The sequence below is a fragment of the Brevibacillus formosus genome (assembly GCF_003013405.1).
Taxonomy (GTDB): Bacteria; Bacillota; Bacilli; order Brevibacillales; family Brevibacillaceae; genus Brevibacillus; species Brevibacillus formosus.
The window spans coordinates 154,394-173,316 of record NZ_PXZL01000027.1; the positions used below are offsets into that span (position 1 = coordinate 154,394).

19 protein-coding genes and 1 pseudogene are annotated in these 18,923 nt (G+C 46.6%); 9 read left to right on the plus strand and 11 right to left on the minus strand.

Translation table 11 applies throughout. The features are described from left to right. Positions 1–14 precede the first annotated feature (14 nt). From C7R91_RS22205 to C7R91_RS22245, 9 genes are all read right to left on the minus strand, one after another. On the minus strand, positions 15–938 hold the full coding sequence (locus tag C7R91_RS22205; protein WP_047070182.1) for an MBL fold metallo-hydrolase: 924 nt from the start codon (positions 936–938) through the stop codon (positions 15–17). Positions 939–966: 28 nt separating this feature from the next. Then, on the minus strand, positions 967–1,719 hold the full coding sequence (locus C7R91_RS22210; protein WP_047070181.1) for a hypothetical protein: 753 nt from the start codon (positions 1,717–1,719) through the stop codon (positions 967–969). Then, positions 1,697–2,062 carry an alpha-helical endospore appendage domain-containing protein gene (locus tag C7R91_RS22215; protein WP_047070180.1) on the minus strand — a complete coding sequence of 122 codons (366 nt, stop codon included), beginning with the start codon at positions 2,060–2,062 and terminating at the stop codon, positions 1,697–1,699. The genes C7R91_RS22210 and C7R91_RS22215 overlap by 23 nt, the downstream gene beginning before the upstream one ends. Before the next feature lie 57 nt (positions 2,063–2,119). Then, positions 2,120–2,488, minus strand: a complete 369-nt coding sequence (locus C7R91_RS22220) for an alpha-helical endospore appendage domain-containing protein (RefSeq protein ID WP_047070179.1) — start codon at positions 2,486–2,488, stop codon at positions 2,120–2,122. A 223-nt stretch (positions 2,489–2,711) separates the two neighbouring features. Next, a complete protein-coding gene (locus C7R91_RS22225; RefSeq protein ID WP_047070178.1) occupies positions 2,712–3,044 on the minus strand; it encodes an alpha-helical endospore appendage domain-containing protein in 333 nt (110 codons plus the stop codon). Positions 3,045–3,301: 257 nt separating this feature from the next. After that, positions 3,302–3,604, minus strand: a complete 303-nt coding sequence (locus C7R91_RS22230) for an alpha-helical endospore appendage domain-containing protein (RefSeq protein ID WP_047070177.1) — start codon at positions 3,602–3,604, stop codon at positions 3,302–3,304. Between the two features lie 38 nt (positions 3,605–3,642). Beyond that, positions 3,643–4,344, minus strand: a complete 702-nt coding sequence (locus C7R91_RS22235; protein ID WP_236697866.1) for a hypothetical protein — start codon at positions 4,342–4,344, stop codon at positions 3,643–3,645. Further along, the gene (locus tag C7R91_RS22240) at positions 4,341–5,042 is read right to left on the minus strand and encodes a glycosyltransferase (RefSeq protein ID WP_047070176.1); all 702 of its coding nucleotides are present in this window, start codon (positions 5,040–5,042) and stop codon (positions 4,341–4,343) included. The genes C7R91_RS22235 and C7R91_RS22240 overlap by 4 nt, the downstream gene beginning before the upstream one ends. Further along, on the minus strand, positions 4,999–5,901 hold the full coding sequence (locus C7R91_RS22245; RefSeq protein ID WP_047070175.1) for a class I SAM-dependent methyltransferase: 903 nt from the start codon (positions 5,899–5,901) through the stop codon (positions 4,999–5,001). Before C7R91_RS22245 ends, C7R91_RS22240 begins: the two co-directional genes overlap by 44 nt. A gap of 173 nt (positions 5,902–6,074) precedes the next feature. On the opposite strand from C7R91_RS22245, the gene C7R91_RS22250 reads away from it, so the two are divergent. From C7R91_RS22250 to C7R91_RS22280, 7 genes are all read left to right on the plus strand, one after another. Continuing rightward, positions 6,075–7,223, plus strand: coding sequence for a glycosyltransferase family 2 protein (locus C7R91_RS22250; RefSeq protein WP_047070174.1), 1,149 nt, complete (start codon positions 6,075–6,077; stop codon positions 7,221–7,223). Between the two features lie 214 nt (positions 7,224–7,437). After that, positions 7,438–8,406: an ABC transporter substrate-binding protein gene (locus C7R91_RS22255; protein WP_047070173.1), complete on the plus strand. Its 969-nt coding sequence runs from the start codon at positions 7,438–7,440 to the stop codon at positions 8,404–8,406. A gap of 91 nt (positions 8,407–8,497) precedes the next feature. Beyond that, the gene (locus C7R91_RS22260; protein WP_047070172.1) at positions 8,498–9,508 is read left to right on the plus strand and encodes a FecCD family ABC transporter permease; all 1,011 of its coding nucleotides are present in this window, start codon (positions 8,498–8,500) and stop codon (positions 9,506–9,508) included. Continuing rightward, positions 9,505–10,488: a FecCD family ABC transporter permease gene (locus C7R91_RS22265; RefSeq protein WP_047070171.1), complete on the plus strand. Its 984-nt coding sequence runs from the start codon at positions 9,505–9,507 to the stop codon at positions 10,486–10,488. Before C7R91_RS22260 ends, C7R91_RS22265 begins: the two co-directional genes overlap by 4 nt. Before the next feature lie 149 nt (positions 10,489–10,637). Continuing rightward, entirely contained in the window at positions 10,638–13,313 is a 2,676-nt protein-coding gene (locus tag C7R91_RS22270) for a YhgE/Pip domain-containing protein (protein ID WP_047070170.1), read from the plus strand. Positions 13,314–13,456: 143 nt separating this feature from the next. Then, positions 13,457–13,702, plus strand: coding sequence for a hypothetical protein (locus C7R91_RS22275; RefSeq protein WP_047070169.1), 246 nt, complete (start codon positions 13,457–13,459; stop codon positions 13,700–13,702). A gap of 131 nt (positions 13,703–13,833) precedes the next feature. After that, positions 13,834–14,265, plus strand: coding sequence for a DUF2935 domain-containing protein (locus C7R91_RS22280; protein WP_047070167.1), 432 nt, complete (start codon positions 13,834–13,836; stop codon positions 14,263–14,265). 483 nt (positions 14,266–14,748) lie between these two features. On the opposite strand, the gene C7R91_RS22285 is transcribed toward C7R91_RS22280, so the two are convergent. Then, positions 14,749–16,146: an MFS transporter gene (locus C7R91_RS22285; protein WP_047070343.1), complete on the minus strand. Its 1,398-nt coding sequence runs from the start codon at positions 16,144–16,146 to the stop codon at positions 14,749–14,751. Positions 16,147–16,423: 277 nt separating this feature from the next. Here C7R91_RS22285 and tnpB point away from each other — a divergent pair. Next, positions 16,424–17,544, plus strand: a pseudogene (tnpB, locus tag C7R91_RS22290) (IS200/IS605 family element RNA-guided endonuclease TnpB). A 100-nt stretch (positions 17,545–17,644) separates the two neighbouring features. Here the strand turns inward: tnpB and C7R91_RS22295 are convergent. Next, positions 17,645–18,070 carry a MarR family winged helix-turn-helix transcriptional regulator gene (locus C7R91_RS22295; RefSeq protein WP_047070166.1) on the minus strand — a complete coding sequence of 142 codons (426 nt, stop codon included), beginning with the start codon at positions 18,068–18,070 and terminating at the stop codon, positions 17,645–17,647. A gap of 169 nt (positions 18,071–18,239) precedes the next feature. On the opposite strand from C7R91_RS22295, the gene C7R91_RS22300 reads away from it, so the two are divergent. Further along, on the plus strand, positions 18,240–18,893 hold the full coding sequence (locus C7R91_RS22300) for a hypothetical protein (RefSeq protein ID WP_047070165.1): 654 nt from the start codon (positions 18,240–18,242) through the stop codon (positions 18,891–18,893). The last annotated feature ends 30 nt before the right edge of the window (positions 18,894–18,923 follow it).

Sequence of the window (18,923 nt, forward strand, 5' to 3'; positions counted from 1 at the left end):
TATATAGCCTTTGTTCAAGTGGTTGCCACAGGTTTACTGAATAGTAGTAAACCATTGTCCACTTTTGCGACAATGCGGTTCTCTTGTTGAAGTTCTTTTAAATACGAGCGGATAATCGAAGTAGTCAAACCGTAGCGGTGCAAGTCATCTTCAAACTCATACTTTTTCATGACTTTTTGGACTAATTGTTCCAGAGTGCTTGGCTGCTCATGAATCCATGCTTCAAGAAAAGCGGAGGTGTCTTTCATAAGGGTGAGATGCTTGTTAATTAAACCCGTTACTGTCTTATAGGGTCCGCCATGGTACAGCACATAAGCGTTCAATTTCATCATCGAGAGCTTCTTGAAGCTTCTTCTGGCAGCCTTTAGATCATTAAAAAAAAGGAGAGCCTGTTTGTTTAATGTTTTGGCACCAAACAAGGCATCGCCGCAGTAAAGGACATGATCAGGGGTAATAATGCCGACCATTCCCGGCGAATGTCCAGGTAAGGAGACGATTTTGAATGGAATGGTATGGACGTGAAAGATACTATCGGTGGATGGAAGATAATCCGTTACGAGCGCACGTGTATTCTCTTTGTTTTCATCAGGCTTCGTATCAGACCCTCCACCTGCGTCGAAAACAAAAGGCTCGAGAAGCGGATTTTCGATAATATAGGATGCCAGATGTGTCGCATAAATGCGAAGGTTGGGGAACCTTTTTTTCAAATAGAGATTGCCACCGTGGTTAACAGCGTGACCATGTGTATGAACAACGGCAATGATTTGATACCCTCGATCGCTGATTCTCGTGCATACTTTCTCGATGACAGTGGTATTCGGGCCGCTATCAATGCAAACCGCGGTTTTGCTGGACCGATCCAAATAGACACCGATCCCGTATTTACCGGAGACCACATAACTGCTGCCAGCCACTTCGATCAATTCCAAACGATCCATATCCCTTACTCCTTCATTAGATTCAGGTTCATATGTGGATGAGCTTGGTGACATTGCCAATACGTACCTTTACGGAGTTCGGTACAAAGGGAGGCTTTTTAGGTGAAGAAACTCGATTAGCGAGCATTTTTTTCTGACTACGCACTTTTACCACGTTTGTTACAGGCTTGGGACGCTTGGATTTGCTTTTATTTTTATCGGGAGTAGGGACGGAGGCAGCCTGTGCTAATAATGGGGGTTTTGGACGTACTGATTTCCGGTTGTTGGCTGTGTTGATGCGTGCGTTGTTTGCGAGCAATGGAGGGGTTGGGGCAGGCACAGGTGGAACGTCAAGCTGTACAGGCTCGTCGTCTCGAATATCTCCTTCTAGCTCCAATTGCATCGGCTCGTCGTAGGGAGAAGCCTCTTCCGGTTCTATCGAGTAAAAAGCTTGTAACTGCCGAAGATGATTTTCTATCAAGGTGGCGATTTGTTTATGTGGAAACCTCCATGTCTTTACCAATTCCGATAACTGGGCTATCGCAGCAAGGACATGTGTGTGCATTTCACTAGTGGGATGGAGGGGGGGATGCGATTCAACAAGGAAGCTGTGAGCAATCTGCTTATTATGTATGTGGGTGTGCAGTCTGACAAGCAGATTGATCATCGTTGAGATTTGGTAGCCAAACAGCATAAGCTCGTAATCTTTGGCATGATGAAAGCGGGATTCCAATCCTTTGACTAACTGGACGATGGAATAGGTCAGCTTTAGAACCTCGTTAATAGTCGATAGTGATGTCATCGGATTCATCCCCGAAATCGGATTCTTCCATCTCAAAATTTGATTTAAGCGCCACAGGGTACATGTGAATGGCTGCGTCCAGCTTTTTTAACAAAAGCCACTCAGCCATCAGCACCGAATCCAGAATCGAAATGACTGTACGATTAAAGGTAATGATCTCATCATTGGAGGGGTTGTTGGGGAAGTCCAGATTTTTGCCAACGAAAGCAAGGGCTTTGTCAGCTTCAGCATTTAGCAATCTGGACAAGGCTTCTTCCTCTAGGGCAATCGATTGCAGCAAATGACTCAGAGCTTCTTCGCGCGTAGGCACATCATATGAAGGAACTTTATCTTGTAAGGTCATCATCATCCCTCTTCAATAAAATTAGGTTCCCATGAAAAGCAGTGTGAGTAGTAAGGGTTATTCTTTGAAGCAAGGAAGGTCTGGGATGTCAGGGGTGTCAGGTATGTCATCGTGATGATGATGATGATCATGATCATCATCATGCATCTGCTCCATCTTGATAATATCCTCCAGCCTGAATTGCAAGATCATCTCTGTCTTAATGACATTGCGCAGCATTCGTTCTACGCTGTTGTTTAGGGCAAGCGCATCATTGAGCGAGAGGGATTGCTCCTTCACGATTTTTTGGATCTTTTGCCCCTCTGCATTAATAATGTGAGAAAGTCCGATTTCCTCGAGCGCAATGGAGGTCAGAAGCAGATTTAATACTTCATTGCGTTTCAATATGATTTCCGGTGTTATATTGGGGATCGTGGGCATTGACATCGTTATCTACATCCTTTGTTTGTATGACATGGTATACAAAAATAAGACTTGCACGGAGAAGAAGGCGATCTGGTTCCCTTTATTTGCACAGAACGCCTTCAGGCAAGTTTCTTACAACGTACTTAAAAACGATAGGATCGTTACAGGATCACGTAATTGATAGTGAATACATGGAAACTTGCTCGCAGTACATGTTATGTAACCGCGATCTTAATATGACAACTTAATCGTATTCATCCGATAAGGAAGTAGAGGCGCTCGGGATAATGCTAATCACATTTTCCAGCTTGAATTGCAAGAGCATTTCTTTTTTGATGACATCTTGCAGCGTTCTGCGAACACTGTTGTTAACGGCAAGAATGTCAGAGATGGTGGGAACGACCTCAGGTGTAATCCCTAATGTACCTACCACAAACTGGAGTTTTTCTGCCTCTGCATTCATAATATGCACCAAAGCCAATTCTTCCAGAGCAATGGATGTCAGCAGTAAAGATACCGATTGCTCAATCGTAACGGAAATCGTTGGGGTAATGTTAGGGATGGTAGGTGGAGACATGTGATCACCTCTTTGAAGTAATGGGTAACTAGTTTACTCGTTTGGCCTATCGCATACTTCTAAACGTGTGATCGCTAGCAATCCCCCCTTCGTTTTAACTACGGTAAGTGTATGCATAGGTGTGTGTCCCACTGAACTGTTTAATTGTACACATGCGCATGGGAGCGGGGAAAAGGCAAAGCCCGGATCAATTGACCCGGACCAGTGGCATGGTGATAGTTTCCATTCGAATAAGGCCTATTTTTACATGAGGGAATCTATGGAAGAAGGTTATCCACGATATTCTCCAATTTGAATTGGAGAAGGATTTCTTTTTTGATGACATCTTGTATCGTTTGACGAACGCTTGCATGGACGAGCAGGATGTCGGAGAGTGTAGCGGGTGGTTCAAGCCCAGGAACAAGGGTGCCTAAAACAAATTGGAGCTTTTCTGCCTCTGCGTTCAGAATGTGAGCCAAAGCCAGTTCTTCTAATGCGATGGAGGCAAGCAATAGCGAAGTGGTTTGGCCAAGTGTAATCGAGATAACAGGCGTAATAGTAGGGATCGATGCTTGGGACATGATCATCACCTCATGGGTTATTAATCGGTGATCCCCTTTTAATGTTTGGTTCCCTGGAGCCTTACCAATACCCAGCGGCGATTTCCGACTATCTCTCGAAAAAGTTCTTCGTAGTGATAGATTTTTCCGAGATGAGCCAAAAAGGGATAGTGATCAAAATCATCTACGAGAATAAGTGCATCTGGTTTGAGGGTGTTAACAAATAGTGGATAGGCAAGAGAGCGGCCGTTGCCATGCGGTCCGTCTACAACCATCACATCTACGGAATGAACCGAAAGCGATAGTTGGTCCAAATCGGCGTAAAAGGCATTTTGTATGGAGAAATGATCAAATTGATTCTCGGGAACACGCTGTCCGATAGCAGGCCACAAGCTCCTGCTCTCTTCTGGATTGTCGAAGACCTCGTTCCATTCCGCTTCGGATAGTTGCTTCAAGGAGCTGGTCTTTAAAGCGACATGCGGTACATCCCCTAGGCTCTCCTTGATTTCCTTTGCACGAATCGGATGATGCTCCACAATAGTTGCTTGGACCTGAAGCAGCTCAAGCTCGCCAAGTGATTTCCAAAAAAGTGCGGAGTCACCCCCACCCAACTGAAGCACCCGGCACTCCTCATTTTCTTTGTTGAGATGACGGCATGCATGTACGAGGGCCTGTTTACTCAACGAGAGTGAGTTGTATCGCCAATGATTACAATTGGACTGCTGCAAAGCCTTTTCGATATCGCGAACGATCATCTTCATTCCACCCATTCCACCAGATTGGGATGCTGATCCAAGATCGATTCATATTGTTCCTTCCAGCCATATCTGGAATCGGGGTCGAGGAGCTGATAGCGGTTGTATTTGCTTTGCCTGTCTTCTAGCCGGGCCCAACCGAAATGTTTCACGCGTGATGGATGGCACAGGTAAGGGAACTGGTTGATCGAGAGAGGGAATCTGCCGCAATGCTGAGGGGTTTCCCTCCATATATATGGGAAGTCAGGGCGATATTTGATCATAAAAGGACGATAGTAATGATGGGCTTTCCAATACACATCTTCGCGATAATGCGTCTCGCTCCACATATCGTATAAACGAAAGTAAATCGCCTCGTATGTCTGCTGTTCCAAAATCTCGGAGACTTTTGAGGGAAAGGAGTTATCCATGATTTCATCGGCGTCCAGATTCAAAATCCATCCCGGATCAGTCTGGATCGTTTCTTGCCATTGTTGTTTGCGCAAGGCGACCTCGTTGGAGAACTGAGAGGTAGCGTTTTGAACCAGATGAAGAGGAATGCCCTCGAGAACCTCTCTACAGAGATCCACAGTATGATCACGACTGCCATCGTCGATGATGACAGCTGCGTCAATAAAGTCTTTATGTGCTTCCAGCGCTTGTCTCAAATAACGATTGCCTTCATTTTTCACAATCATGGAAAGAGTCAGTTTGGCTCTGGTCATCTACGTGCTGCACCTCCTGCGCTTGTCGTGTTGCAATGCAGAAGATTTCATGGCCTTGGAAGGTCGACTGGAGGTTCACGGCTAGCTTCATGATGTCCTGGATCGGTAAAGATGTTTGCGTGGCCTTGCGCAGATGGTTTTCCAAGCGGTTCGTTTCTTCTCGAGAAAAGATGGAAAGAACCTCCCAGCCACCTTGATGAAGCAGTGAGATCAGATTGTCACGGGAGTAATGAAAGAGGTGGTCATTCTCGGAATACAGCGGGGAATACACCCCAAACAGTTTATTGGTGAACGAGTTTTTGTTCGGCACGCTAAAAATAATTTTTCCTTCTGGTTTAAGAAACCCCTTCAATTCCTCAAGGTATTGCTTCGGATGCGAAATATGCTCAAAGACGTGACAAAAAACGATGGCATCAAAAGTACCCATGTGTTCGGGGGCGAGAACGGAGGGGTTCCATAACGAATGAACCAGCTGTAACCCATACCGCTCTTGGGCGTATGCGCATGATTGGTGTGACGGCTCTACCCCAACAACCTCCCACCCAGCCTCACGAGCAAGGAATAACAACTCTCCTGTTCCCGGACCAATTTCGAGCAGCTTCCCTTTTTCCGAAAACCACATATCGAGCAGCAATGTATGAAAGATCGCATGTTCCGTAAATGTATTTTTGGCGTATTGATCCCGCATGGAGACCCAACTCGCGTCATAAATGTCTGCAACCAGCTGTGTCACGTTGACTTGATCGGGGTGAGGTTGAAAGACGAGATCACAATCTTTGCACGTTAGGAGCGAGAAGGTATCGTACTGGTGGAAAAGCACAAGCTGAGCGCTGTTGCACAAAGGACATGAGTCATGCATGGATACGATCCCAGCTTTCTTTGTGATATTTGCCTACAACTACCTATGCGCGGCTCCAGCAAATGGTTCGAATACCAAGGAAATGGCGCCGTTCTGAAAGGAGCAGTCCACTCATAGAGTAAAGGGGGGATAGACTACGATCTCAGTGATGTGTGTTAAAGGAGATGAGCAGCATGTCTGAGGCACCCAAAATTTCCTTATGCATGATTGTGAAAAACGAAGAAGAGTGCCTTCACAAGTGCTTGGAAAGCGTGAAAAATCTTGTGGATGAAATGATTATCGTAGACACGGGGAGTACCGACAAAACGGTAGAGATAGGCAAGTCATTCGGAGCGGTCGTGCACTCGTATGAGTGGCAGGATAACTTCGCAGAAGCGCGAAACTTTGGACTGGAAAAAGCAACAGGCGACTGGATTTTGTGGATGGATGCCGATGAAGAAATGAATCAGGAAGACAGCATGAAATTGAAAGAGCTGCTTCGTGGTAAAGAAGATTCCCTTTTTTATATCCATCTAATAAATTACATTGGAGATGAAATAAATGAAGACGATGCTTTTCATATCGCTCACTCACGTTTATTTCGCAATGGCATCGGTTTTCGCTTCCATTTTCCCATCCATGAAACGCTCAACGTAGAAGAGGTTCTTCCCAATCTGACCGAAGATCTCCACATTCAAATCTTGCCTGTACGGATATACCATTATGGCTACATGAATGAATGTACTGGCAGAAAGAACAAATTCGAGCGCAATATTCAGCTGCTTATGAAGGAATTGGAAAAAGAAGACCACTCTCCATGGATTGAGTATCATCTTGCCAGTGAATTCTCACGTATCCAGGAGCATGAGAAAACGTTCAAGTTCGTGAATCTGTCTATTATCGGGTTTCTCGAAAACCATATGATGCCTCCTTCGCTTCTTTATAAGCTTAAATACTCTACGTTGATCTCAATCGGCAGTGCTGAGGGAGCGTGGCCAGGAATTGAAAAGGCAATCGAGATTTATCCTGACTACGTTGATTTGCATTTGTACAAAGGGATCATTCAGTATTTGAAAAAGGACTATAAACGAGCATTGATGACATTTGATCACTGCTTGGAGCTAGGTGAGAGCAACATTCGTCATCTGACCTTGAGGGGATCGGGAAGTTTTCACGCCTGGTATTACAAAGGGCTTTGCTACGAAGGATTGGGTCAAGTGGAGGAGGCTATGGCTGCTTATCGGATGGCGTTGGCTATGGCGGAGAATCATGCGCCTGCCAAGGAAGCATTAGAGAAGCTGAGCATGAAGACGGAAGTAAGTCATACGCTAAACAGCAAATAGCATCGTGGCGAAAAGCCGTTTACGTCGATGGTTCAGGCGTAACGGCTTTTTTTCGTAATAGCAGAGCATGAACAAAATGACGTTAATCACTTTTATTGCGGTAAAAGGTTTAATAAGCATAATGTTTCATTTGCGGCAGCGGATTGTTACAATAAAAAACGCATTTCATCGGTAATAATAATCATTATCAATTACATCAAGTGAGGGACAGAAGATGAAGCGAATAATCGGAATGAAACGTCTCGGTCATATGCTTTGGACGCTTGCACTGGCAGGAACGGTATTGCTGACTGGGTGCGGCAGCGCAGAGCAAAAACAGCCAGCAGCAGGTCAAGATAGCGGGCAAACCGCACAAAAGCGCATTGTGAAACACGAGTTGGGCGAAACGGAAATTACCGGAGACCCGAAAAGAGTCGTCGCGTTGGAGTACTCCTTTGTAGACGGGCTATGGGAGCTGGGAGTGACGCCTGTAGGAATCGCACAGGAAAAGGATAAGGACGTAGAAGGATTGATCGGTCAAAAAATCGAGTATATCCCTGTGGGGACTCGCCAGCAGCCGAGTCTGGAAGTCATCAGCTCGTTGCAGCCAGATTTGATTATCGGTGATTTGAATCGCCACAAGGACATTTACAAGGATTTGCAAAAAATCGCACCAACGATCATTTTGAAAAGCCGCAACTCGACGTATCAGGAAAACTTGAGCTCGTTTGCCACGATTGCGGAAGCGCTGAACAAGCAAAAAGAAGCAGAACAGCGTCTGATCAAGCACAAGGAAATCATCGCAGAGTTTAAGAAGAGGGTACCGGCTGGGGATTCCCGCAATGTCATGCTGGGTGTATTCCGCGCAGATTCGCTGTCTGCACATGGTGCGAAATCATTCGATGGAGAATTGCTCGAGATGATTGGAATCAAAAATGCCATTCAAGATGTGGCAGAACCAACGGTAAAAATCAGTCTGGAGCAAATGGTACAGTGGGACCCAGATGTGATTTTCCTGGCGGAGGCCGACGACGCGCTGTTGAACGAATGGAAGCAAAATCCGCTCTGGAACAATATCACCGCAGTCAAAAATCAGGAAGTACACAAAGTAAATCGTGACCTCTGGACGCGCTATCGTGGACTAAAATCCGCAGAACGCATTGTGGAAGAGGCAGTGAATCTCTTATATAGCAAGGAAAAATAAGAACACATACGATGCAAATTCTGGAAAGACCGATCGCTGATCTGGTCTTTTCGGTGTTCCTGCACGTGGTAGTTGATCGAGGTGGCTTGTATTGCAGAAAACAACGACACGACAACGAAAAGGTACCTTCGTCCTCATTATGATCGGATTGGCAATCCTCTTGTTCATTGGTTTGTTGCTGAGCGTGTTTACCGGAGTAGCTTCGCTGGAGATTCGGTCATTAGTGACGCATTGGCTATCGGGTGAATACTCCAAGGAGCTATTGATTTTCCAAACCATCCGCGTTCCGAGAGCCGTGCTGGGAGCCATCATCGGGGCGAATTTGGCTGTGGCAGGAGCGGTGATGCAAGCCGTTACCCGCAATCCACTGGCATCCCCGCAAGTATTTGGCGTGAATGCAGGGGCTTGTCTGGTGGTCGTACTCGCGATTGTGTTTTTAGCGGATATCGGGAAAGCCAATCTCATCTATTTTGCATTTGCTGGAGCGATTCTCGGAGGACTAGTTGTCTTTGGATTCGCAGCTTCCCGCGGGATGACCAATCTCAAGATCGCTTTGGTAGGAATGGCCATCCACCTGCTGCTTACCTCCATTACGAAGGGAATTATTATTTTTAACGAGCACATTTCGAATGTATTGTACTGGTTGTCTGGCTCCATTAGCGGAGCGGCTTGGACGGATGTGCAATTAATTTTGCCATGGTCGATAGTGGGACTCCTGCTGGCGATCTGGCTGTCCGGCTCTTTGTCTGTTTTTCGACTGGGGGAGGAAGTCGCGATGGGGTTGGGACAAAAGATCGCCCGCGTCCGACTGCTGTCCTATGTTGTGGTCGTTATTTTGGCAGGCTCTTCTGTTGCTGTTGCCGGAGCTGTCGGATTCGTCGGACTGATGGTTCCGCATATCGCAAGGAGGCTCGTAGGTACGGACTATCGGGTCGTTATCCCTGTGTCTGCGCTCGGTGGCGCTGTCCTGGTCACAATCTCCGATGTACTGGCTCGCTTGATTTCCTATCCGTTTGAGTCTCCTGTAGGAATTGTAACGGCTCTTCTGGGAACCCCGTTCTTTCTGTACTTGGCGAGAAAAAAGGGGAGGGAAATGGTATGACTTCGCGAAAAAATACCCTGCTCCTGATGGCCCTATGTGCCTTAGTCTTAGTAGCAGCATTACTTAGCATGGGGATCGGCCCAATCTTTATCGGCCCTGATCAAATCATCCGGGTGATCATGGGAGAATCTTCGTCGCTTACGTTTATGATCGAAAACTATCGATTGCCGCGGGCATTGCTTGCGATTCTTGCCGGAGCGGGCTTCGCGATCGCTGGTGTGATTTTGCAGGGAATGATCCGTAATCCGTTGGCATCTCCGGATGTCGTAGGGGTAACGAAAGGTGCAGGCTTGTTCGCGGTTGTTGTCATCATTTTGTTTCCGACTGCTTCACCGCTTCTTCTCCCGATTGTCGCATTTTTGGGAGCATTGGCGGTAGCGATTGCCCTTATCTATTTCGCTCGGAAAAGCGGTGCACAGCCAACTACGTTTGCCTTGGTCGGCATGGGAGTAGGGGCGATCTGCCAAGCGTTGACGGAATTCATCATGGTGAAGTATCCGATGCAAGCCAATGATTCTCTTGTCTGGCTGGCAGGGAGCTTGTGGGGAAAAGGCTGGGATGAAATTTACGCTTTGCTACCGTGGCTGCTCGTATTCATTCCCATTAGCTTTGTCCTGCATCGAAAGCTGGATATTATCAGTCTGGATGAAGGAAGCTCTACGGGGCTCGGATTGAATGTCGTGCGGACACGCTATATGCTCTTGCTGCTCGCGGTTGCATTGGCAGGCGCATGTGTAGCGGCAATTGGTTCGATCGGCTTTGTGGGATTAATTGCGCCACATATGGCGAGAAAGCTGTTCGGTCATCAGCATCGTTATCTGTTGCCAGGTGCGGCGGTTTTGGGCGCGTTGATTCTCGTCATTGCAGATGCTTTGGGGAGGGGACTGAATCCTCCGATCGAGATTCCCGCGGGTATTGTGACGGCGGTCATCGGTGTTCCGTACTTCTTGTATTTGGTGCGTCAAGAGAAGAGAAAGTAAAAAGAAAAGCCATCGCTTTTGTCCTTCATAAATTGGCGTGCAGCAGCTCATGCTACTACTGACAGCTCATTCCCGACTATTTCCTTTCATGGTAAACTGTCATGTAAGTGTCATGCTTCATCCATTCTTTCCTACTAGGTGGTACATACATGCGGTCTATATGGAGGATTTACAAAACGGACTGGATTAACATTTTCAAGGTCCCGACTGGGATTTTTCTGATCATCGCCATCGTTCTCATTCCTTGTTTATACGATTGGATCAACATCAAATCAGTATGGGACCCTTACGCCAATACGCAAGGGGTCAAGGTGGCGGTGACGAGCGAGGATCAGGGAGCCACGGTTGGAGATAAAAAGGTCAACATCGGAGACGAGCTCATAAAGAGCTTGCATAACAACCAGAAACTAGGGTGGACCTTTGTGGACAAAGAGGAGGCCAGGCGGGGCGTGGAGCGGGGCGATTATTATGCCAGCATTCTGATCCCGGCTGACTTCTCCACAAAAATCACGGGAATAGTCCATGGCAACCTGAACAAGCCTGAAGTGATCTATACGGTCAATGAAAAAGTGAACGCCGTCGCTCCCAAAATCACCTCGTCAGGTGTTTCGGCGATTGCCAAGCAGATCAACGAGAGTTTTACGGAAAGCGTCAGTGAAGCCTTGCTGACGAAGCTTACAGAGATCGGCATTAAGATTGAAGAGCAATTGCCGACCATTCGCAAAATCGAGAGTGGTGTTTTCCAACTGGAAAAAAACCTTCCCGTGATTCATGCCGCAGGGCAAAAAGTATTGGAGATTGAGAAGAAACTTCCCGAGATTCACGAGAAAGCCCAGATCATTCTGGAAGTGGAAAAAAGAATCCCCGAAATCAATCAAGCTGGGCAGGCCGTGCTCAAAATCCAGCAAAACTGGCCGAAAATCAATGAGGCGGCGTCTGTCATTATCGCGATGGAAGACAAGCTACCGGTGATTGAGCAAGCCGTTGGACGAATAGAAGAGCTGGATCAAAATTTTGATAAGGTCGCAAACGCAGTGACTACGGCCACAGAAAAAGCGAGTCAGGCCATTGAGATCGTTTCGGCTGCTCAAGATGCGTTGCCGCGTATCGGTGATCTGACTGATAAAGGCGCGGCTGTTGCCGATCAGCTCAATGACTTTTTTACAAAGCATGACGGTGCCTTTGAAACGATAGCACCGCTGATCAAGCAAAATCTCATCTTAGCCCAGCAAGCCGCGGATGCCCTCACACAGCTCACGGACAGGCTGCTGCAAATCAATCCGGATCGCCTGCCTACTGCCGGTGAGGTAAATGCCGTGAAAGACAGGTTATCCAGAGCTGCGAATGTTTTGGGGCATACCGCATCGATTATAGAGAAAGTAAACAGTTATATTCCTGGACAGCCGTTGAGTCATTTCGCAGAGAGGCTGCGCACGATTGAGAACAGAATGAACCGGCAAATCGAGATTCTCGGCATGATTGCAAGCGCGCTGGAAAAAGGCAAGCAGCCTGCGAAAGATTTGGTGGAGAGCTTGAATCAGCTCTCGAAAAACACTAGCGCGGAATTGGGAGACATCCTGTCCCGTTACGATAGCGAAATCGTCCCGAAAATTTCCGAGGGCATTGATAGGCTGAAAGTGATCACAGGAGAATCTGCCGATCTACTGCACAAGGCCCAAGAAAAACTCCCGGATATTGAAGCGATTCTCCAAGAGACAAAGACGGGCTTGGAGCTGGGATTGGCAGAATTGAAGCGAATCCAGCAGGAGATGCCGCAAATACGGGCGAAAGTCCACGAGCTCGCGCAAACGCTCAGAAGCAAGTCAGATGCTTTTGCAAATGCCATTCGCGTAGCAGCTCCATTCCTGAAGAGCAATCTTCCTGCCATCGGGAAAAAGCTCGACGAGGCAGCGGCATTTGTCCAGAATGATTTGCCCAAAGCGGAGGCGGATTTGACCAAGCTGGCTGATTTTGTGCGCTACAAGCTCCCGGAGGTGGAGGCAGGAGTCCACAGAGTTGCTGCATTGGTTCGCGACGATCTGCCTAGGCTGGAGAGTGCCATTGGGCAGGCCGCCGACAAGCTGAGAGAAGTCGAAGCGAACAACAACTTCGCCGACCTTGCCAAGCTATTGCGCGGCGACATTAAAAAAGAGAGCGAATTCCTCGCAAGTCCCGTGCAGATCAAGGAAAACCGCCTATACCCGATTCCGAATTATGGTTCGGCCATGTCGCCGTTTTACGGTGTGCTGTCTCTCTGGGTAGGTGCGACCTTGTTGATTTCTCTGCTGAAGCCGAATGCAGAAAATCCAGGTGGAGTGTACAAGCCGTATCAGTTGTATCTCGGCCGCTTGGGGACGTTTGTGACAATCGGGCTGCTTCAGGCGTTGTTCGTCACGCTCGGTGATATTTACATCCTCGGGGCCTATGTCGCGGATAAAGCTCCGTTTGTGTTATTCGGTATGCTGGTCAGCCTGGTGTTCGTCACGATTACGTACACGCTGGTGTCCGTCTTCGGCAACGTGGGCAAAGGCATAGCGATCATCTTCATGGTATTCCAATTCTCCAGCTCGGGCGGTACGTTCCCGATCAGCATGACCGCTCCGTTTTTCCAAGCGCTGAACCCATACATGCCCTTCACGTATGCGATCAGCCTGTTGCGTGAAGGGGTGGGCGGCATCCTCTGGGAAACGGCGATTCGGGATATACTCGTACTATTCGGCTTTATTGGGATCAGCCTGTTTGTGGCGCTCGCGCTGAAGCGTCCGTTGAGTGGAATCATTGAAAAGTCGATGGAGAATGCGAAGAAGACCAAGATTATTGGGTAAAGGTTACACGGAAGTTGATTGGAATTAGCAGGGTGTCCTCACGTAGATATCACTACTGGAGGGCACCCCCTTTTTTTAAGGACAAGTGATTATATCGTTTGGTAAAATATGGGTGATTCCTGAATCGTAAAGGGGAGTGAACCATGGGGAGATGGTTTGGATACATTCTATTGACGATTTTGATAGGCGGTGCGTGCATTTTTGTCATTACTCCAGAAATCACCTTGGCATTGAGTATGTTCGTCATTATCGGAACCTTGTTTTATATTGTACACATTTTGAAAAATGAACTGCCCAGAGTAGTCCAGGATCGGCTGGAGAGACGATTCCACAAGACAGACAAAAGCCTCGAAGAATTAAAAAACCGGTACAAGCAGGAGGCTGAATAGGGTGATTGGTTTACACGAATCGCCCGCTTCAAAGCTACGGTTATGCAATGTCAGCACGGATGGATCATCATAACCCTCGCGTTTTCCCCATATTGTGAGAAGAGAGCATTCTAAAATAGGGGAGGATGAGGATGCAATTTTATTATGGTCAACAAATGCCACTGCGGATTTTGGATGAAGCGGAATTTTGGAAAATGCAAGAGAGCGAGCACACTGTTGTCATTCGACAGGTTCTAACAAATTTGGAGAACCAATATGTGGAGGCGCTAAAACAATGGGAGCAAGCCCTGACGGGAACTCATCAAGAAGTCGTGAGTTACGTAGAATCGGTGATTCGCAGTCAATATGTCCCTGCTCAGCTTCATCAACAGGTGATCCAGCTTGTAACATACTGCCTAGATGAAAGCATGAAATTTATTGAACTGTGCCGTCAGATTAAAATTAATAGTTCAGCTGCTAAGAATAATCCGATAGCCAAAACGATACTCGATCATATCATTAGGGAATCTGAATACTTTATTGGCATTGCGCGAGTCATTCTATACGGCGATGTTCAGGGTTAAAGACTACTGTCTCAAAAGGTAAGCGGGGAGCTTTTGATTCCGTATGACAGCTACCTCCTTAAGTCAGGCAATTCAATTTCTTACATAATAGCCATGAAATCATACGCATACAGGAGATTGGCCCTGATAAGATGTGGGATATATTTAAGTTACTAATAACCCCCTGTAGGAAATATGGTTTTCCTGCAGGGGGTGTGGCTATTTTTGCCGCAGGTACAACTCGTAACAAGCGATTTTGCTACTTCTGATTATCCTCAGGAAGTAGCGAATATTCTAAACCCATAAAACTAGCTACAGAGAGCGTTTCTTCGTACAATAGCGCCTGGTTATCAGCTTCTGTCAACTATAGGTATTCAATGCCTTCCTATGAGAAAATCCGCAAGATAAAAGTGGATGTAATTCAGTGAGAAATTTATTAATGACCTCGTTGTACTCTTCTTAGTGGCCACCGCCAGCACCGCCCGATCTAAATCGTGAGGCTACCTATCCCAAGGTGTCCCTGTTTTCTTGAACAGGTACGGAACGTGTCGCCAGTCTAGCAGCAGATGCCAGCCCCAGTATGACGATGAACGTCTGAAGGAGCAGGGAAACGGTAATACCAACTGAAAGTGAAAACGCAAAAGCAGTCATCACAGATATGATGGCTCCTCCCACCCCAATGACGATCGCAGGCGTGAATGTATCAGCGATAGATAGTTCAGCAGACACTTTTCCTTCTTCACCAGCTTTTGCAAGAGAAAACGCAATAGCACCGCTTGTCGGGTGAGCCAAACCGATTCCGAAGCCCATAATGATCTGACTAAAAATCGCGACCACGATACCGAAAAGGTCTTGGTGAATCAACGGCAGAGGTACGGTGCAAGCGACTCCGATGAGCATGATAACGAGGCCTATGATAATTCGTTTTTTTCGGCCAACCCCTTGGTCTTTCTTGTCCAGCTTTGCTTGTACATTGGCTGCCAGCGACCAACTGATTGCTGCGGAGGCAACAGCTAAACCAGCTTTGTTGGCGGTTAATCCTAAAATCGTAGTGAGTCCAAGGACGAGATATGTTTGTGTGCCGTAATAAGCAGCGACAAAAAGACCCCGAGACGCGATGACGGCAGGTAAACCTGAGCGTGCGAGGAGCGTTCCTTTAGGCATCAGCTTATACAACGGGACACTGAGGGTGAGCAAACCCGCGATGGACAGCAGGAAACCGTAGATGGAGGGAATTTTGCCGAGCCCAAAAAGCAAGGCACCAGTCCCTATGGCCAAGAAAAAAGGCAGAAGAAGACTACGATTGTTTGCCGCGCTTGTTTTTGGCGGTTGTAAGCCTCGAAAAGAGGGGGTGGTTAAGAGTGCAGACAGAAAGATAAAGGGAAGGATCAACCAGAAGACATATCTCCACGACAACTGTTCAGCAATAATCCCGGCGACGTACGGTCCGAACAGGCCTGGAAGAATATAAGCGCTGGAGAAGACTGCAAGAATCTGAGGGCGAAGAGAATCAGGGTAACGCAAAGTAATCATGGTATACACGCAATTGACCAAGGCACCGGCTCCGAATCCTTGCATCACTCGCCCAAGCAGTAAAGTATACATATCTGGCGCAATTGCAGCAACTACAATGCCAAGAGCAAAGAGCACGATAGTGACAATGAAAGGCTGGGCAGGCCCTTTTCTATCGACGAATTGACCTGTGACCACGGTTCCAATCAGCTGAGCCAACAAATAAGCACTGAATACCCACCCATAAAGATCCTCACCCTGTAGCTCTCGGGAAAGACCGGGGGCGATTGTCGTGACAGCCAAGCCTTCAAATGCTGTAGCAGTCACTACAAGAATAATACCAATCGTCAATGCCCGGTAATGCGCGCTCCAAATGCCTTCTTTGCTCATCATTTTCACTCCTCTTTTGCATATATTTTGCTTTTAAAGTTGCTATAAAAACTGTTGTTATAGCAACTGATTATATACAAAAAATGACATCTTGCAATATGTTTTGTTTTTATCAAAACAGCGGAGAAGATTCCCACTTCTAAGCCTTGCCTAGCTTTGGCGAAAGTGGGGGATAAGTCAGCACCGCAAAAAAAGCTGTTGATTTTTTTTCTTCCAATATTTGTTTGGAACATACGTTCTTGTGTGATACACTTTTCATGGAAGGAGGTGAATCATGATGCTACGTTTCAAAGCGTTCCAATTTCGCATTTTTCCCAATCATAAACAGGAAGTACTCATTTCGAAAACATTGGGTTGCAGTCGTTTTGTGTTCAATCGTTTTCTTGCACGTTGGAACGAAACCTACAAACAAATGGGCAAAGGATTATCCTACCATTCATGTGTGGTTCAACTGCCACAGTTAAAAAAGGAATTGCCCTGGCTTTATGATGCAGATAGCACGGCACTTCAATCCTCCCTCCAAAACCTCGCAGATGCATTCACACGATTTTTCAAGAAACAAAATGAAGCACCACGGTTCAAAAGCAAGAAGAATAAAGTCCAGTCTTATACGACGAAACATACGAATGGAAATATCCGAATCGATGGTAACCAAATGATACTGCCGAAGCTTGGCTGGGTGAAATTCGCAAAATCCAGGGAAGTAGAAGGTCGGATTCTAAATGTTACGGTACGAAGGAATCCAACTGGGAAATATTTTGTTTCCGTCCTTTGTGAAGTCGCTTACTCTTCGTATGCTGCAGTAGATAAAGAGAAATCGATTGGCATCGATCTCGGCCTCAAAAATTTTGCTACGTTTTCCACGGGGGAAAAGATCAGCAATCCTAAGTACCTTCGCATGTATGAAAAGAAACTGATTCAGTGGCAAAGGAAGCTCTCACGCAGGCAAAAAGGTGGGAAAAATTACGATAAAGCCAGAAGTAAAGTAGCGATCTTGCATGAAAAAGTAGCCAACACTCGAAAAGACTTCCTGCATAAACTGTCCACCGAATTGATTCGCGAAAACAAAGTGATCTGTTTGGAGGATTTGCAGGTAAACGACCTGATTAAGAATCACAAATTGGCGAAAAGTATTACTGATGTGTCATGGTCCACTTTCGTTCCTTACTTGCCTACAAAGCGGAATGGTATGGACGAACACTCTCTGTGATCGGTAAACGGTTTCCCTCAAGCCAACTCTGCTCCACACCAAATTGTGGGAACCGCAACAAAGACGTCAAGAATCTGAACTTGCGAGAATGGACATGTTCCAATTGTGGGACGCTGCATGACCGTGACGAGAATGCAGCTATTAATATTGAGCGTGAAGGACTTCGTTTGTTGTATGAAACAACTTAACTGTCGGGACGACAGGGATAGCTTGGCGCATTTCATTTCAGTAGAGGTGACTACCCAAGAATCCCCCACCTCTAAGCATAAGCGTAGGTGGAGGGAGTGTTCAAAAGTTTTTCACGTTCTCATAAATGATATTGAGTGTTCTTCGAAATTGGTTCACTTCTTCTTCGGTCAATCCTGCAATGGTTTTCTCGTACGCTTCAATGGAGGGAGGAAGGACCTCGTCTTTTAAAAGTCGCCCTTTTTCCGTCAGATAGACACGAAGGGAGCGTCGATCCTTTTTATCTGTTTCGCGATGAATGAACCCTCTTTCTTCCAAGAGAAAGAGCATCCGCGCGATATTCGTTTTATCTTTATAGGTGCGTTCTGCCAACTCGTTCTGGGTCAAACCTTCTTCTTCCCATAACACGACAAAAATCATCCATTGATCGATGGTGATGTTATACGGATTGCATACTTTTTGATAATAGTTGTTCAGTTTTAAATCCGTTCGTTTCACGATGACACCGATATACTCATCCAATTTCATTGCGAAACCTCCTAGGTTAGGCAGTCAGAGCAACTGTTGATAAGACAACTATAAGGATGGTTCCGACAAGTGTCAATTTGCAGGACGGATGTGTTGGACGCATGAAAAAGTCAAATTTGCTCAAAATAACAGCGGGATTCACTATTTACCAGAAAAGGAGAAGGAATAAATGATTTCACTACTCAAAAAAGTAACGCTGTTATTGATGTGCCTCGCTTTGCTTGGTGTGCCGGGCATGGCAGAAGCCAAGGAATCACAAGGAAATGTACAGCTGGCAGAATGTATAAAGCCGAAAGAAGTAAAGCTGCAAGGGGATATGAGAAAGCTCTGGATCGACCATTTGCAATGGGACCATCAATATATGGTCAGCGCTTTGGCAGGGCTGGAAGACAAAGACGCCGTACTTGCACGACTCTTGAAAAACCAGGTGGACATCGGGAACGCAATGAAGCCGTATTACGGAGAGGAAGCAGGTAAAAAGCTTACCGATTTGCTGACGGAGCATATTATGATAGGCGGCAAAATCATTGACGCAGCCAAAAAAGGCGATCAGGCTGCTGTGGCAAAGCTCGATAAGGACTGGCACCGGAATGCGGATGATATCGCCAAGTTCTTAAGCAGCGCTAACCCCAATTGGACCGAGAAGGAATTAAAAGAGATGATGTACACGCATCTGAAGCTGCTCAATGATAATCTCCAGGCGAGATTGAGAAAAGACTGGCAAGCGGATATTGTTGCATTTGATCAAGGTGAGGATCATATCATCTCGTTCGCTGATGTGCTGACAGCTGGCATCATTAAGCAGTTCCCGAATCAGTTCTAAAAGAAACGTCCCCAACGAAAAGAACGCCAG